The sequence below is a fragment of the Listeria booriae genome (assembly GCF_000766865.1).
Lineage (GTDB): Bacteria > Bacillota > Bacilli > Lactobacillales > Listeriaceae > Listeria_A > Listeria_A booriae.
In genome coordinates this window covers 48,985-64,398 of the sequence record NZ_JNFA01000028.1, presented here as the reverse complement: position 1 = coordinate 64,398, position 15,414 = coordinate 48,985, and the positions used below count along the sequence as shown (strand labels likewise).

Below are 15,414 nucleotides of genomic sequence, written 5' to 3'. Positions count from 1 at the left end.
TCTGATGAACAGATACTTACTTCGGGATAATAACGTAACTCTTAGAATTTAATTTATAAGGAGCAAACAATTCATGCCTATAAACAAAAGCCCTGCACCAAGAAGCGCAAAATATAAACGACGCCGCTTGGTACTTTTTCTAGTTTTGGTCCCATTGATGCTAATTGTACTCGCCGGTGCTGGATACGCTACATTCTTATTCAGTTCTGCTAAACTTGCAGTAGATAACTCTTATGATAATGTTCGGAGTGGGGAAGCTTCCTCCTTACGAGATAAAGATGTGGATCCGATAAAGGATAGCTTTTCTTTCTTGATTATCGGTGTTGATGACAGTACTAAACGTCAAGCTAATAATGGTGGTAACCCTAGAAGTGATGCGCTTATTCTAGCGACGCTCAATGTGGAAGATAACAAATTAGAAATGACAAGTATCCCTCGTGATTCTTATGTTCATATTCAAAGTGATGACAACACAACAAACAGATATACAAAAATAAACGCGGCCCATGCTTTTGGTGGACCTGAACTAACAATGAAAACCGTGGAGGACCTATTCAAAGTACCGGTCGATTACTACATTCGCTTTAATTTTGATGCTTTTCTAGAAATTGTGGATGCCCTTAATGGCGTGGATGTTGATGTTCCAGTTGATTTCACGGAGCAAGATTCCAACGACAAAGCTGGCGCAATCACATTGAAGAAGGGAAAACAAACGCTAAATGGCGAACAAGCCCTTGCCCTTTCTAGGACGCGTCACATCGATAATGATATCGAACGTGGTAAAAGACAACAACTTGTCATGAAAGCTATTATTGACAAGGCAACTTCTATCGGTTCTATCAACAAGTATTCAGACGTAATCAAAGCTGTCGGCGATAACATGAAAACAAACATGACTTTCTCACAAATGCTTTCCATCGCTAAATATGGTATGACTAATGATATTGACATGAAATCATTGGCTCTAAAAGGAGAAGATGCCCCACAAGATGGTGTCTATTACTACCAACTAGATGAGAACTCTGTAGAAAGTGTTGCGAATGAGTTTGCCAGCCAGTTAAAAGGTGTCAATAAGCCATTCCCGAACGCAATGCCGTACAGCGAAGAAAATACTAATCAATAAAATAAGGCGCTAAACCAGTGATTCCATTCATCGATTTAGCGCCTTATTTTATTTTCGTTTTCGCCGTACTTTTGATAATATATTCAAGATTGGGCGGTAATTTTCGCCTATGAGCCCTATAAATTCCACGATTATTTCAATACAAAATGCGAGTAGCAGTAGTAAAATAACAGCTCCCCACGTTGTTGAAAAGGAAAATACAAAACCTGTGATGGAAAAAAGAATTGCCATGCAGTATATGAGTAGCACAGTTTGCCGTTCCGAGAAGCCTAGTGCTAGCAAACGATGATGAATATGCGAACGATCCGCCATCGAAATCGGCGTTCTAGCCTTCAATCGTCTAATAATCGCAAAAAACGTATCAGAAAGCGGCACACCTAGAATAATCAGAGGTACTAATATCGAAATAAAAGTAACGTTTTTAAAGCCCATCAGTGATAATACTGCTATCATGTAACCTAAAAATAATGATCCTGTATCTCCCATAAATATCGTAGCTGGCGGGAAATTATACACCAAGAACGCCAAAATACAGGCGATTAGCATAAATGCCACTGGTGCCACGAAAACATCTTGTAGCAATAGCGCCATTCCTGCAATCGTCAGCAAAGCAATAATCGCAACACCACCAGCAAGCCCGTCCAAGCCATCAATCAGGTTTAACGCATTAACAATCGCAACAATCCAAATAATTGTAATCGGGATCGCCCAACCACCAAAGTATAGCGGACCCACGAACGGAATGTTGATGAATTCAATCGTAATTTGTCCCCATAATACCACGCACAATGCCGCAGCGATTTGACCAACAAGCTTCCAACGAGGCGATAATTCGATAATATCATCAATAAGTCCAGTTGTAACAATAATCAACGCACCTATGTACACTGGCAAAAATTCGGTTTTATCGACAGCTAGCAAAATCATCCCTACCGTAAAAGAAAGGAAAATAGCAAGTCCACCTAATGTTGGGGTGATTTTTTTATGAATATGTCTTTCCCGCGGCTCATCCACAGCATTTATAAAAAAAGCAAATTTGCGCACTAACGGAATAAGTAAAATCCCGATTAGAAAACAAATAATCATAATCCATATTTGCAACTTAATTTCAGCTCCATCCTTCAGTCTAACACAATGACTTCTCGTTTCGTGCAGTAGCTCTCCAAGACTGGCTGATCTACCGTAACACCTATTCCTATATTTGTAGGCGTTGCTATTTTTCCATTATTAATTGTAATTTCATCTTGAATAATATCTTGATGAAAGTAACGATTTGATGCAGATATATCACCAGGAAATGTGAATTCTGCGCGCGACGCCAATGCGATATTATGTGCTCGACCAATTCCAGCCTCATACATTCCGCCACACCAAACTAACATATTGTTTTCAAAGCAGAATTCTGCGATTTTTATTGCTTCTGCTAAACCGCCAACTCTTGCTATTTTCAGATTAATTGCTTTTGCGCTTTGTAGCGTGAAGGCTTGTTTCACATCTTCTAAAGATCGAATATTCTCATCCAAACATACTGGGGTAGCAATTTGTTTTTGAAGCCATGCATGATCTACAAAATCCGTTGTCCCAAAAGGCTGCTCTATCATTGCCAAGTCGTACTTATCAAGTTTCTTTAACGTTTCAATATCCGCTCTTGTATACGCAGAATTAGCATCTACCATCAAGCTTAAATTCGGAAAAGTTGCTCTGACCTGCTTGACAGATTCGACATCAGAGCCTGGTTTGATCTTTAGTTTCACACGTGAGTAGCCTTCAGAAACATATTTTCGAACAACATTGACTAAAATTTCTGGGCTTTCTTGAATACCAATGCTCACACCTACGTCAATGTCGCCGATGGAGCCTCCTAAAAATGTGGCTAACGGTTGATTAGATGCTTTGGCAAACATATCCCAAATTGCTGTTTCGACAGCCGCTTTGGCCATCTCGTTTCCTCGAAAAACCTTGAACAACGTATTCACTTGATTCGGATTTTGTAAATCCACGCCTTTTAGTTGAGGTAATAAATGAGATTTGATGATTAAGCTAGCCGTTTCTGTCGTTTCTTCTGTGTACCAAGGGACCTCAAATGCATCTAGCTCGCCATAGCCCTCTATACCGTCTTCTGAGACCAATTTCACGATGCATAAGTGTTTTATACTCATTTCACCATAACTCGTCTTAAACGGAGCTAGAAGCGGCATTTGCAAGTGGAATATTTCCGCCTTCTTAATCAACATAACTCAGAATCACCCTTGCTTTCTTTGTCGTTGTACAGCTGCCATGAATCGCGGAATTGCCATTGCCCTTCTCCACCTACTTGGTTGTGACAAAATTCGGTACAGCCATTCTAAATTGAGCTTAACCCAAATTCCTGGCGCTCTTTTCGTGCACCCTGAAAAGACGTCAAAACTTCCACCAACGCCTATAAAAATCCCCTTCTTGAAATTCTCTAAATTAGCTGCTATCCATTTCTCTTGTCTAGGAAACCCTAGCGCTAAGAAAACAAAATCCGCCTCACTCGCAGTAATTTCCTCCGCAATTAGGGCAGATTCCTCCGCAGAAAAGTACCCATCGCGTGCCCCAACAACTTCAATATTTTGATAATTAATTTGAACTTGTTCAACCACTTTTTCTATAACATTTGGCTTTGCGCCAAGAAAGTATACTCGCATTTTCATTTCATTTGCCCTTTTTAAAAGTCCGAGCATGGTATCATAACCAGTTACTCGGCCCTGCAACGGCTTTCCAATACTACTCGCTGCTTTTACAACACCAATGCCATCAGCGACAATATAGTCCGCATTCAGAACAGCTTGGTTAAAAGCAATATCTTGTTGCGCATGCATTACAATTTCCGGATTAGCGGTCACAACAAATCTACGTTCGTTGTTCGCTGCTGCCCCCATCAACTCTTCTATAAAAGCATTTTGAGAAACATTATAAAACGGAATACCTAAAATCTCTACAGTCTGTTCCATATGCTCACTCCTATATTTCTCCTAGCTATTAGTTTATCATAAATATTCAATTCTTCCTATGTTAAAATTAGATAATATTATACGATTTATGTATGAAAACATAAAAAAATCGCGGCTAAATGGAATTAGCCACGATCCTGTAAGACTATTTTTAGTTAAGTATTTGTACTTTAACTGTTTTAACGCCCCAATTATAGCATGCTTGTACCGTATTCATATGCACATCAATTTTGTTTCCTTTGATGGCACCGCCAGTATCAGCAGCAATAGCTTCTCCGTATCCTTCAACGTAAACTTTCGTTCCTAGTGGGATAACGGAAGGATCCACAGCAATTACTCGAGGATTATCGTTCAAATCAATACCTGAAGCTGTAATATGTCCCATACCTGGTTCCGCCTTACTATATGCAGTAGCCGTCACTGTGATTTCTTTAGCAACGCTTTTTGATGAGCTTTTGCTAGAGCTTTGAGATTGGCTACTTTGTTGATTGCTATTTGATTTTTGTTGCGGTTGTTGTTTTTGAGTTGGTTGTTGCTCTTGGACACTTGAATTAGAAGATGTACTTTCTTTCACTTCTTGTTTTGGTGCCACTGTTTCTTGAGAATCACTGATAATTTTCAAAGTATTACCCGCAATAATTAAGTCAGACGACAACTCGTTCCATTTCTTTAACTCAGCTACTGTAACACTGTTTTCCAAAGCAATTTTGCTTAGGGTATCTCCTGATACAATTGTATACGTTTTTGCTGTAGTAGTTGCTTCAGGTGCGGCAGTTCCTACTTCTAATTTTTGATTAGGAAAAATTAGATTCGACGTCAATTTGTTAGCCACTTTTATTTGATTTATAGAGACATTATTTTCATTAGAAATTTTCCAAAGGGAATCCCCTGGCTTAACCGTATATTCTGCGGCACTTGCTTGCGTCGATCCAACTCCACCAGCTAAAACTAACCCAGCTGCGATAGTTACTACTGTTTTTTTCATGTAACAATTACCTCCTTGATAACTTCGAGAACAATCGTATCATATGGAAAATGGATTTTGGTTACTAAACTATTAAAGCTACGTGACATGAAGCATTAATCGCTATCTTTGTGCGTAACATTTGTTAATCAACTATATTGATTTAATTTTCTTTCTAAAACATTTTTCTAATAATAATTAGGATAAATGCTTTTGAACCCTATTGTACCAGTGCCCTACAATTTAAAACTAGCTTAGAATTATAGTTCATTAAAATAATATTTTTATATCAATATATTTTTAAATACCCTTTGTTTTATTTCAAAAAAACTGAGAATTTGCCCAAATAATTTTTAGATAAAAGGATTTATGCTTCATTTCCCTTGAAATATGACAAGAGATTACAAATATTATCGCTGTTTCAGCCCTCTAATTCTTGCTCTTCCTCTATCTCCATTTCCTTACTTTCCCTTTTTTTATTTAAAAAGCGTATTTTATCCACTAACACTTCCGTTACATAAATTTTCTTCTCCTCTCTATTCGTGTAATTTCGAGTCTGTAATTCACCAATAATTCCCACCAACGTGCCTTTTTGACAATATTCTACCGTATTCTCTGCTTGCTTTCCCCAAATAACGCATGGTATAAAATCGGCCGCGTGGTCTACTCTTCTACCTTTGCCAAAACGATTTAATGCAACCGTTACATTCACCACCGCCTTATCATCCGATGTGAATCTTATTTCAGGATCTTCAGTTAGTCTTCCTACAATTGTCACTTGGTTAATCATATATGCACCCACTCCTATTTTCAAGTTGAATACAGCATAATACTTCACTTACCTTTTGTAAAATCACTAAAAATTTTTTTCATAGGTTTAATAGTCTTGGAAAACAGATTTTCTCTAAAGGAAAATATAATTATGTCTCAAATACGTCCTGTTAAAATAGAATTTTCACCTTTTGGGAAGTTTTTTATTCGCTTTATTTTTGAAGTTAACTGTGTTATTCTCGAATTCTAAATTCAGATTCAAATAAAATAAGCCACGAACGAGTCGCGACTTATTCATTCATTATTTGTTTACATCAGTTAAAGCAAACATTATTTCTGCTTCACAAACAATATCTCCATCAACCGTGGCCCTTACTTGCGCTTTTGCTATAGAGCCCCTTAGTCTAAGTATCTCAGCTTCAAGACGCAATTGATCGCCTGGTATAACTTGTCTTTTAAATCTACAATTATCAATTCCGGCAAATAAGCCTATCTTGCCTTCATTTCCTTCTACTTGCATCATTGCAATACCACTCGTTTGAGCCAGTGCCTCTACAATTAGTACACCTGGCATAACCGGGTATTCTGGAAAGTGTCCGTTGAAGAACTCTTCGTTCGCAGTTACATTTTTTATTGCAACTACTTTTTTGTCTTCTAACTCAATGACTCTGTCTACTAAAAGAAATGGATACCTATGCGGTAATATTTTTTTAATCTCGCTTATATCTAACATACTAAACCTCCGTACAATTATTAACTAGATTAGCTTGTTAACGCCAGCTTTTCTTAGTTCTTGCATTCTCTAAAAGAATTCCTGTACCTATAGCTACAGCATCTAATGGATTTTCAGCTAGAAGAACTGGGACTTTCAATTCCTCAGCCAATAATTCGTCCAAGCCATGTAAAAGCGAGCCGCCGCCAGTCATGATAATACCCCGATCAATAATGTCTGCCGATAGTTCTGGCGGAGTTTGCTCTAGTACTTGTTTTGCTGCCTGAACAATGACATTAACTGATTCTCTTAGTGCCAATTCGATTTCATCACTTGTTACTGTGACTGTCTTAGGTAACCCTGTCACTAAGTCTCTACCACGAATATCCATAGACTCTTGTCTTGCACCAGGAGACGCTGTAGCTACATTGATTTTCAGTTCTTCCGATGTACGCTCACCAATTAAAAGATTATATGTTCTCTTAATATAGTGTAGGATATCGCCATCTAATTGATTACCTGCAAGTTTTACCGATCTACTTGTTACGATATCACCCATTGAGAGTACTGCGATATCCGTTGTTCCTCCACCAATATCAATAACCATATTACCACTTGGCTGGAAGATATCCATACCTGCACCAATCGCAGCTACTTTAGGCTCTTCTTCCATAAAGACTTGTTTCCCGCCGCTTCTTTCAGCTGCTTCTCGAATTGCTTTTTGTTCGACTGAAGTAATGTTTGTTGGACAACAAATTAATATTCTCGGTTTTGAGAAAAAGCTTTTCAAATCAAGCTTCTGCAAGAAGAAACGTAACATTTCTTGAACAATATCAAAATCGGCTATCACACCATCTTTCATTGGTTTAATCGCCGTAATATTACCTGGAGTTCTTCCTACCATATTTCTAGCTTCTGTTCCTACAGCCAATACTTCATTTGTGACATTGTTAATTGCTACGACTGATGGCTCGTTTAGTACAATCCCTTTTCCTTTTACATGAATTAAAACATTTGCTGTTCCTAGATCAATCCCAACATCTTTTGCCATAGTTTATAATGACCCCTTTCTGAGTTGTTTCATATGTAATACTTCGTACTATCTCATTTGCATTATAGCATATTTCTTATAACTTATATATATTTTCATTAAAGGTTTACAATTTAGAAAAGAACTAGGCCTATACGACCTAGTTCTTCGATTATTAAATAGTGTCTGCTTCAACTTTTTTAGTATCACTCGTACGCTCGATATCCGCGCCCAGTGCTTGGAGTTTCTTATGGAAATCATAATAACCACGATCGAGATATTTAAGTTCTGTTACTTGTGTATAACCCTCTGCAACAAGACCTGCTAAAATTAATGCTGCTGCTGCGCGTAAATCTGTTGCTGCGACTTCAGCACCTTGAAGTTTTGCAGGACCAGATATTATAACAGAGTGTCCTTCGATTTTCATATCAGCATTCATACGGCGCATTTCTTCTACGTGCATGAAGCGATTTTCAAATACGGTTTCGGTCATTACGCTTGTGCCTTCGCTTAGCATTTGGATAACCATCATTTGTGATTGCATATCCGTAGGGAAGCCAGGGTGCGGCAATGTTTTAACATCAACTGCTCGCAAATGTTTTGGTCCGATAACACGTACGCCATTGTCTTCTTCTGTAATTTTAACGCCCATTTCTTCTAGCTTAGCAATAAGCGAGCTAATGTGTTCTGGTACCATCTCTTCAATAAGTACATTACCGCCTGTAATAGCGGCTGCAATCATGAATGTTCCAGCTTCGATACGGTCAGGGATGATAGAATGATCCGTTGCCGTCAATTCTTTAACGCCTTCGATACGGATAACTTCTGTTCCTGCACCGATGACACGTGCACCCATTTGATTAAGGAAGTTAGCTAAATCAACAATTTCTGGTTCACGAGCAACGTTTTCGATTACTGTAGTGCCTTCCGCTAAAGTAGCTGCCATCATGATGTTTTGAGTAGCGCCCACACTTGGAAAATCTAAGTATATTTTAGCACCAGATAATTTGTCTGCAGTTGCTTCTATATAGCCATTTTCAATTTTCACATTAGCGCCCATTGCTTCAAAACCTTTTAGATGAAGGTCAACTGGACGAGATCCGATCGCACAACCTCCTGGAAGAGCAACTTTCGCTGAACCAGTACGTGCTAATAGAGGCCCCATTACAACGATTGACGCCCGCATTTTGCGAACATATTCAAATGGAGTATCAGAAAGAATATCACCTGTAGCATCCACAGTTACTGTGTTGTCTTCAAATGATACGTCTGCTTTCAAATATTTGAGTACTTCATTAATTGTGTAAACATCCGATAAACGTGGAACATTTCTTAACGTACTTGTTCCTTTACTTGCCAATAATGTAGCGGCGATAACAGGCAGAACAGCATTTTTTGCCCCTTCAACTTTCACTGTTCCTTGTAACTGTTTTCCTCCACGGACTATAATTTTTTCCAAAACGAACCCCTCCGCGTATTAATTACTCTATTCATAAACTGGTATATATCACTTAAAATTAATATTGAAATGAAATTATGCGAATTTAAACGCACTATGACATTCTAACATTAATGACTGCCTAATTTCAACACTAATTTTAAGAGAGGTATACCAACTATAACCTCTTAATAATGTTAAAAATTAGTTGCCGAACAGATTTCCGAGTTGTCTAGCTGAGATGAAATAGTCTAAAAAGAAATTACTTATGGTAACTCCTAAAGCTACGGCGATAATTAAATATAGGACTCGTGCTTGAATAACATGATCTCGGCGTATTAGTTTCTCGAAATTAAGCGCCTGTAATGCCCAAAATGTAATGACAATAAAAAGAAGATGTGAAATCATTACGATAATTGCTTGTTGTCCAATAACTGTATACATCTGTGGCCTCCATTATTTTTTACCAACCTATCCTATTTTAACAGGAATGTTACAGAATAACAATTTTATATGCTTTATATTGTGGTTTTTTTGCAAAATGTAATAAACAAGTTTGGAGCTAGACTCCTTTTACGAGTAATTAGCTCCAAACTTGTGAGAAATTATTTTTTATTATAGGCGTGAATACGATTGATTGCTTTTTGAAGTGCGACTTCTGCTTTTAGTTCATCTACTTTTTTGTCTTTCGCATCTTTCAACGCATCTTCTGCTCGTTGCTTAGCTGCCTCGGCGCGAACAATGTCGATTTCTTCTTCACGTTCTGCGGTGTCAGCTAAAATATTCACTTCTTCACCATTTACTTCCATAAAGCCGCCATTTACTGCAACCCATTCCTCTGCGCCATCGTGCTTTAAGCGGACGACATCAATTTTTAGAGGGGCTACTAAAGGAACGTGACCAGGCAGAATACCTAGTTCGCCAGCTTTTGTTCTTGCGATGACCATATTTGCTTCACCGCTGAAAACAGGACCATCTGGAGTAACAATACTTACATTTAAAATGCCCATGTGTATCTCCTCCTGTTTTTATTAAACTTCGACACCCATGCCTTTAGCTTTTTCGATAACTTCTTCAATACGTCCAAGCGAACGGAACGCATCCTCTGGAAGGTGATCATATTTACCAGCAAGAATATCTTGGAAACCTTTAACTGTTTCTTTAACTGGGACATACGAACCTTTTTGACCAGTGAATTGTTCTGCTACGTGGAAGTTTTGACTTAGGAAGAATTGAACACGGCGTGCACGTCCAACTGCCTGTTTGTCTTCGTCAGATAACTCATCCATACCTAGGATAGCGATGATATCTTGAAGTTCTTTGTAGCGTTGTAATAGTTGTTGTACTTGTGTTGCAACTTCATAGTGATCTTCTCCCACGATATCAGGAGCAAGTGCACGAGAAGTAGAAGCAAGTGGATCTACCGCTGGGTAAATACCTTGTTCTGTTAATTTACGCTCCAAGTTAGTTGTTGCATCTAGATGGGCGAAAGTTGTTGCTGGGGCTGGATCGGTATAGTCATCGGCAGGAACGTAAATAGCCTGAATCGATGTAACAGATCCTACGTTTGTAGATGTGATACGCTCTTGTAATTGACCCATTTCTGTGGCCAATGTTGGTTGGTAACCTACGGCAGATGGCATACGTCCTAGCAAGGCTGATACTTCTGAACCAGCTTGCGTGAAACGGAAAATGTTATCAATGAAAAGCAGAACGTCTTGGTGTTCTACATCACGGAAATATTCAGCAATAGTTAGACCAGTCAAGGCTACACGCATACGCGCACCAGGCGGCTCATTCATTTGACCGAATACCATGGCAGTTTTTTCAATAACGCCTGAGTCTTTCATTTCAAAGTAAAGGTCATTACCTTCACGAGTACGTTCACCTACCCCAGCGAACACGGAAATACCACCATGTTCTTGAGCGATGTTATGAATCAGCTCTTGGATAAGTACCGTTTTACCTACGCCGGCACCACCGAACAGACCAATTTTACCACCTTTTACGTATGGTGCTAACAAGTCTACAACTTTGATTCCTGTTTCAAGAATTTCAGTTGTTGTCGATAGTTCGTCGAATGTTGGTGCTAAGCGGTGAATTTTATTACGCTGAACGTCACTTGCGATCGGCTCATCTAAATCAATTGTATTTCCAAGTACGTTGAACACACGTCCTAGAGTCACGTTTCCAACTGGAACAGTGATTGGGCTTTCAGTATCGATTACTGGCATACCTCTTTGAACGCCATCAGTAGAGGCCATCGCGATTGTACGAACAACATCGTCACCTAAATGGATTGCTACTTCTAGTGTTAATTCTACACTTTTTTCCTCTTCGGATTGTGCTTTGTATTCAACTTTAAGCGCATTGTAGATTTCTGGTAAGTGGTTATCAAACTGAACGTCTACAACAGGACCCATAACTTGGATTATTCGTCCTTCAGTCATGCGATTTTCCTCCTCACTTGCTCTCCCTTGATTAGGGAACTTTAAACGGCGGGCTGACAACTCTCAAATATTATTCGAGAGCTGCTACACCACCAATAATTTCGGTAATCTCTTGTGTAATCGCAGCTTGGCGAGCACGGTTATATTGTAATGACAAATCATCAATGATATCGGTCGCATTATCAGTCGCGCTTCTCATCGCTGTCATTCGGGCAGCGTGTTCTGCGGCTTTGGCATCCAGAACAGCACCGAAAATCAGACTTTCAACATATTGCGGTAACAACACTTCCAAGATTTCGCCTTCGGATGGTTCGAATTCGTACGTTGTCAAATCATGTTCCACTTCTGTTTCATGGAACTCTGTTAATGGCAATAATTTCTCAGTTCGTAATGTTTGAGAAATCGAATTCACGTGGTGATTGTAGAAGATAAATACTTCATCAAACACACCATCTTCAAACATTTGGACGGTATTGCGCGCAACATCTTTAATCTCGGCAAAAATCGGATGGTCTGAAATACTTGGTACTTCTAGAACAACATTCATTTGACGAGCTTTAAAGAAGTCTGCACCTGCTCTTCCTAAAGCGATAATGGCATATTCTTCGCTTGAAGTATGCTTTTCTTGAATTTGTTTATATACTTCTTTAATAACGCTACTATTGTAGGCACCAGCTAGACCTTTATGAGAAGTAATAACGATATAGCCCGTTCTGTGGACCGCACGTGTTACTAACATTGGATGGTCAGCGCTGTTTCCTGATGCAACATGGGTTACTACATCACGAATTTTTTCCACGTATGGGGCAAATGCTCTTGCTTTTTCTTCTGCGCGTCCGAGTTTGGATGCAGAAACCATTTGCATTGCCTTCGTAATCTGGCTTGTTTTCTTTGTGGATGTGATGCGTTGCTTAATATCTATTAAAGATGCCAAAGATTTTCACCACCTTTGTTTCGTTTGTCAGTCAAAAACTTGATTAGGCTTCTGACGGAACAAATGTATTTTTGAACTCTTTAATGGCACTGTCTAGTTCTGCTTCGTCTGGTAACTTTTTCGTTGTACGAATTGTTTCCAGCAATTCTGGACGATTATGGTCAAACCATGCGTTCATTTCGCTTTCGAAACGTAGCACGTCTACCACTGGGATATCGTCTAGGAATGAGTGAACTAGTGTATAAAGAATTAGAATTTGTTTTTCAACTTTTAGTGGTTTATGCAAATCTTGTTTTAGAACTTCTACAGTACGTTTACCACGTTCTAGTTTTGCACGAGTAGCTGCGTCTAGGTCTGAACCGAATTGCGAGAAGGATTCCAACTCACGATATGAGGCTAGGTCTAAACGAAGTGTACCGGCAACGCTCTTCATCGCTTTGATTTGTGCGGAACCACCAACACGTGATACGGACAAACCTGCGTTGATAGCTGGACGTACGCCTGAGAAGAATAAATCAGATTGTAGGAATATTTGACCATCAGTTATGGAGATAACATTGGTAGGGATATATGCAGAAATATCACCTGCTTGTGTTTCAACGAATGGCAGTGCTGTAATTGAACCGCCACCTAATGAGTCATTCAGTTTTGCTGCACGTTCTAATAGACGTGAGTGCAAGTAGAATACATCCCCTGGATATGCTTCACGACCTGGAGGACGACGTAGTAGCAAGGACAGTTCACGATATGCGGCTGCTTGTTTTGATAAATCATCATAGATAATCAAAACGTGTTTACCGTTATACATGAATTCCTCACCCATCGCAACACCAGCATATGGAGCTAAGTATAAGAGTGGCGCTGGTTGAGATGCAGACGCTGTTACAACGATTGTGTATTCGAGTGCACCGTGTTTACGCAAAGTTTCAACGGCTGTACGAACTGTTGATTCTTTTTGACCGATGGCAACGTAAATACAAATCATGTCTTGGTCTGCTTGGTTTAGGATTGTATCGATAGCTACTGTTGTTTTACCAGTTTGGCGGTCACCGATGATTAACTCACGTTGACCACGACCGATTGGAACTAGGGCATCGATAGCTTTAATTCCTGTTTGCAACGGTTCGTTAACGGATTGACGTTGCATAACGCCTGGAGCTACTGCTTCGACTGGGCGTGTACTTGATGATTCGATTGGACCTAAGCCATCGACTGGTTGTCCCAATGCATTGACTACACGACCGATTAGGCCTTCACCAACTGGAACTTCCATGATTTTTCCTGTACGACGAACTTCATCGCCTTCACGGATTTCAGTATAAGGTCCCAAAATAATGATACCAACATCATTGGTTTCTAAGTTCTGAGCCATACCCATAACACCGTTGGAGAACTCTAGCAATTCTCCAGCCATTGCGTTATCTAATCCGTGAGCACGTGCGATACCATCACCAATATAGGTAACTGTTCCGACATCGCTAACTTTTAGCTCAGATTGATAATTTTCAATTTGCTGCTTTATAAGAGCACTGATCTCTTCAGCTTTAATGCTCATCAAATTCACCCCTTGGTTACACCGGAAACTTACAATTTAATTTGTCGTTCCAGGTCTCTTAGTTTTGATTTTAAACTACCGTCATAGATACGGTTGCCAATAACTACCCGCACGCCTCCAAGAAGGCTTGGGTCGATATGATTATGAATGTTAAGCTCGTTTTTGGACATTTTTGCTGCAAAGGCTTTGGATAACTCGGCTTCTTCGGCTTTGGAAAGCGGGACAACGGAGTAAACTTCTGCGTCTGCAATGCCACGGGCGTCTTTCACTTTCTTCAAATATTGATCGATGATAGTCACTAAATAGTCTTCGCGACCGCGGTCAACGAGAAGAGACATGAAATCTTGTAATACTGGTGTTATTCCGCCAAAAACGGTAGCCAGCATTTGTTTTTTCGCTTCGATAGTAATCGTTGGGTTCTCGATTAGTGATCGGAAATCGTCACTTTGGTCAAGAGATTCCTTCACGATTGCTAGCTCAGCGTCGAACTGATCAGTCATTTGTTTATCTTTTGCAACTTCAAAAAGTGCTACGGCGTAACGATTCGCAACTTCTAAATCTTTGCTCATTTGTCATCGCCTAGCCTTTCGATATACTCTTGTACAAGTGCGGATTGTGCTTCTTCGTCCAAGTTCTTCTCAATAACTTTGGATGCGATTAAGACAGACAAGGAGCCGACTTGTTCACGAAGCGCTTTGATAGCATCTTCTTTTTCGCGAGTAATGTCGCTTTTGGCTTCTTCTTTAATGCGTTCACTTTCAGCGCGCGCAACTTTGATAATTTCTTCGCGTTCTCTTTCGCCGAGTTGTTTCGCGTTTTCAATCATTGTTTGTGATTCCACGCGGGCTTGTTGTAATACTTCTTTTTGCTCAGCTAAAAGGGCTTCTGCTTGTACACGACTTTCTTCTGCCGAGTCGATTTCCGATGCGATATGCTCTTCGCGGGCTTTCATGATATTCATCAATGGTTTCCACGCAAAGATTCGGATTAAGACTAACAAAATACAGAATGATACGACGGTAAAAATAGAATCGCCTGCTGTAAACACGGCTGAACCTAGTGCAATATTAAATCCTAGCACGTTCGATTCACTCCTTTCCATACATTCGCTTTAGTATCGTTTCATGCCTTTACACAAAGGAATGGCGAGTATGTTCCCGCCAAAAATGTCGATTACTTATTCATTACCATGAAGGCGATAACAACAGCGATGATTGGAAGGGCCTCAACCAAACCAACACCAATGAACATGATTGTTTGTAGCATTGAACGTGCTTCCGGTTGACGAGCAACACCTTCAACTGTTTTTGATACGATAAGACCGTTACCAATACCTGCTCCTAAAGCTCCTAAACCTACTGCGATAGCGGCTGCAATTGCACCTAATGACATAATAATATCCTCCTCGAATTATCTTCTAAATTATTTTTGTTTATTACAAGATTATGGGTTTTGCCCCATA

At 39.6% G+C, this 15,414-nt stretch carries 16 protein-coding genes and 1 pseudogene; 1 reads left to right on the top strand and 16 read right to left on the bottom strand.

What is annotated here, in order from left to right:
* Window positions 1–73: 73 nt before the first annotated feature.
* Window positions 74–1,123: an LCP family protein gene (locus EP57_RS12935; protein WP_036087339.1), complete on the top strand. Its 1,050-nt coding sequence runs from the start codon at window positions 74–76 to the stop codon at window positions 1,121–1,123.
* Window positions 1,124–1,171: 48 nt separating this feature from the next.
* On the opposite strand, the gene EP57_RS12930 is transcribed toward EP57_RS12935, so the two are convergent.
* The 16 genes and pseudogenes from EP57_RS12930 to atpE all read right to left on the bottom strand — a co-directional run bounded on the left by EP57_RS12930 (window position 1,172) and on the right by atpE (window position 15,344).
* Window positions 1,172–2,209: a glycosyltransferase family 4 protein gene (locus EP57_RS12930; RefSeq protein WP_375379796.1), complete on the bottom strand. Its 1,038-nt coding sequence runs from the start codon at window positions 2,207–2,209 to the stop codon at window positions 1,172–1,174.
* Window positions 2,210–2,231: 22 nt separating this feature from the next.
* Window positions 2,232–3,357: pseudogene (menC, locus tag EP57_RS12925) on the bottom strand (o-succinylbenzoate synthase).
* Window positions 3,358–3,366: 9 nt separating this feature from the next.
* A complete protein-coding gene (locus tag EP57_RS12920) occupies window positions 3,367–4,098 on the bottom strand; it encodes a WecB/TagA/CpsF family glycosyltransferase (protein ID WP_036087336.1) in 732 nt (243 codons plus the stop codon).
* A 151-nt stretch (window positions 4,099–4,249) separates the two neighbouring features.
* Window positions 4,250–5,083 carry a LysM peptidoglycan-binding and 3D domain-containing protein gene (locus EP57_RS12915; RefSeq protein WP_036087335.1) on the bottom strand — a complete coding sequence of 278 codons (834 nt, stop codon included), beginning with the start codon at window positions 5,081–5,083 and terminating at the stop codon, window positions 4,250–4,252.
* A gap of 400 nt (window positions 5,084–5,483) precedes the next feature.
* Window positions 5,484–5,852, bottom strand: a complete 369-nt coding sequence (locus EP57_RS12910) for a single-stranded DNA-binding protein (RefSeq protein ID WP_036087333.1) — start codon at window positions 5,850–5,852, stop codon at window positions 5,484–5,486.
* Between the two features lie 282 nt (window positions 5,853–6,134).
* Window positions 6,135–6,566, bottom strand: coding sequence for a 3-hydroxyacyl-ACP dehydratase FabZ (fabZ, locus tag EP57_RS12905; protein ID WP_036087331.1), 432 nt, complete (start codon window positions 6,564–6,566; stop codon window positions 6,135–6,137).
* A gap of 37 nt (window positions 6,567–6,603) precedes the next feature.
* Window positions 6,604–7,596, bottom strand: coding sequence for a rod shape-determining protein (gene mreB, locus EP57_RS12900; RefSeq protein ID WP_036087330.1), 993 nt, complete (start codon window positions 7,594–7,596; stop codon window positions 6,604–6,606).
* A gap of 154 nt (window positions 7,597–7,750) precedes the next feature.
* Window positions 7,751–9,034: a UDP-N-acetylglucosamine 1-carboxyvinyltransferase gene (gene murA, locus EP57_RS12895; protein WP_036087329.1), complete on the bottom strand. Its 1,284-nt coding sequence runs from the start codon at window positions 9,032–9,034 to the stop codon at window positions 7,751–7,753.
* A gap of 183 nt (window positions 9,035–9,217) precedes the next feature.
* Complete coding sequence (locus EP57_RS12890) at window positions 9,218–9,457, bottom strand: DUF1146 family protein (RefSeq protein ID WP_036087328.1); 240 nt, start codon at window positions 9,455–9,457, stop codon at window positions 9,218–9,220.
* A gap of 161 nt (window positions 9,458–9,618) precedes the next feature.
* Entirely contained in the window at window positions 9,619–10,023 is a 405-nt protein-coding gene (locus tag EP57_RS12885; RefSeq protein ID WP_036087327.1) for a F0F1 ATP synthase subunit epsilon, read from the bottom strand.
* Between the two features lie 21 nt (window positions 10,024–10,044).
* On the bottom strand, window positions 10,045–11,463 hold the full coding sequence (gene atpD / locus EP57_RS12880; RefSeq protein ID WP_036087325.1) for a F0F1 ATP synthase subunit beta: 1,419 nt from the start codon (window positions 11,461–11,463) through the stop codon (window positions 10,045–10,047).
* A 70-nt stretch (window positions 11,464–11,533) separates the two neighbouring features.
* Entirely contained in the window at window positions 11,534–12,397 is an 864-nt protein-coding gene (locus EP57_RS12875; RefSeq protein ID WP_036087324.1) for a F0F1 ATP synthase subunit gamma, read from the bottom strand.
* Between the two features lie 43 nt (window positions 12,398–12,440).
* Window positions 12,441–13,952 carry a F0F1 ATP synthase subunit alpha gene (atpA, locus tag EP57_RS12870; RefSeq protein ID WP_036087323.1) on the bottom strand — a complete coding sequence of 504 codons (1,512 nt, stop codon included), beginning with the start codon at window positions 13,950–13,952 and terminating at the stop codon, window positions 12,441–12,443.
* A gap of 29 nt (window positions 13,953–13,981) precedes the next feature.
* Entirely contained in the window at window positions 13,982–14,521 is a 540-nt protein-coding gene (locus tag EP57_RS12865) for a F0F1 ATP synthase subunit delta (protein WP_036087321.1), read from the bottom strand.
* Entirely contained in the window at window positions 14,518–15,054 is a 537-nt protein-coding gene (gene atpF / locus EP57_RS12860; RefSeq protein ID WP_221630061.1) for a F0F1 ATP synthase subunit B, read from the bottom strand. The genes EP57_RS12865 and atpF overlap by 4 nt, the downstream gene beginning before the upstream one ends.
* Window positions 15,055–15,125: 71 nt before the next feature.
* Complete coding sequence (atpE, locus tag EP57_RS12855; RefSeq protein WP_036065649.1) at window positions 15,126–15,344, bottom strand: F0F1 ATP synthase subunit C; 219 nt, start codon at window positions 15,342–15,344, stop codon at window positions 15,126–15,128.
* Window positions 15,345–15,414: the final 70 nt, after the last annotated feature.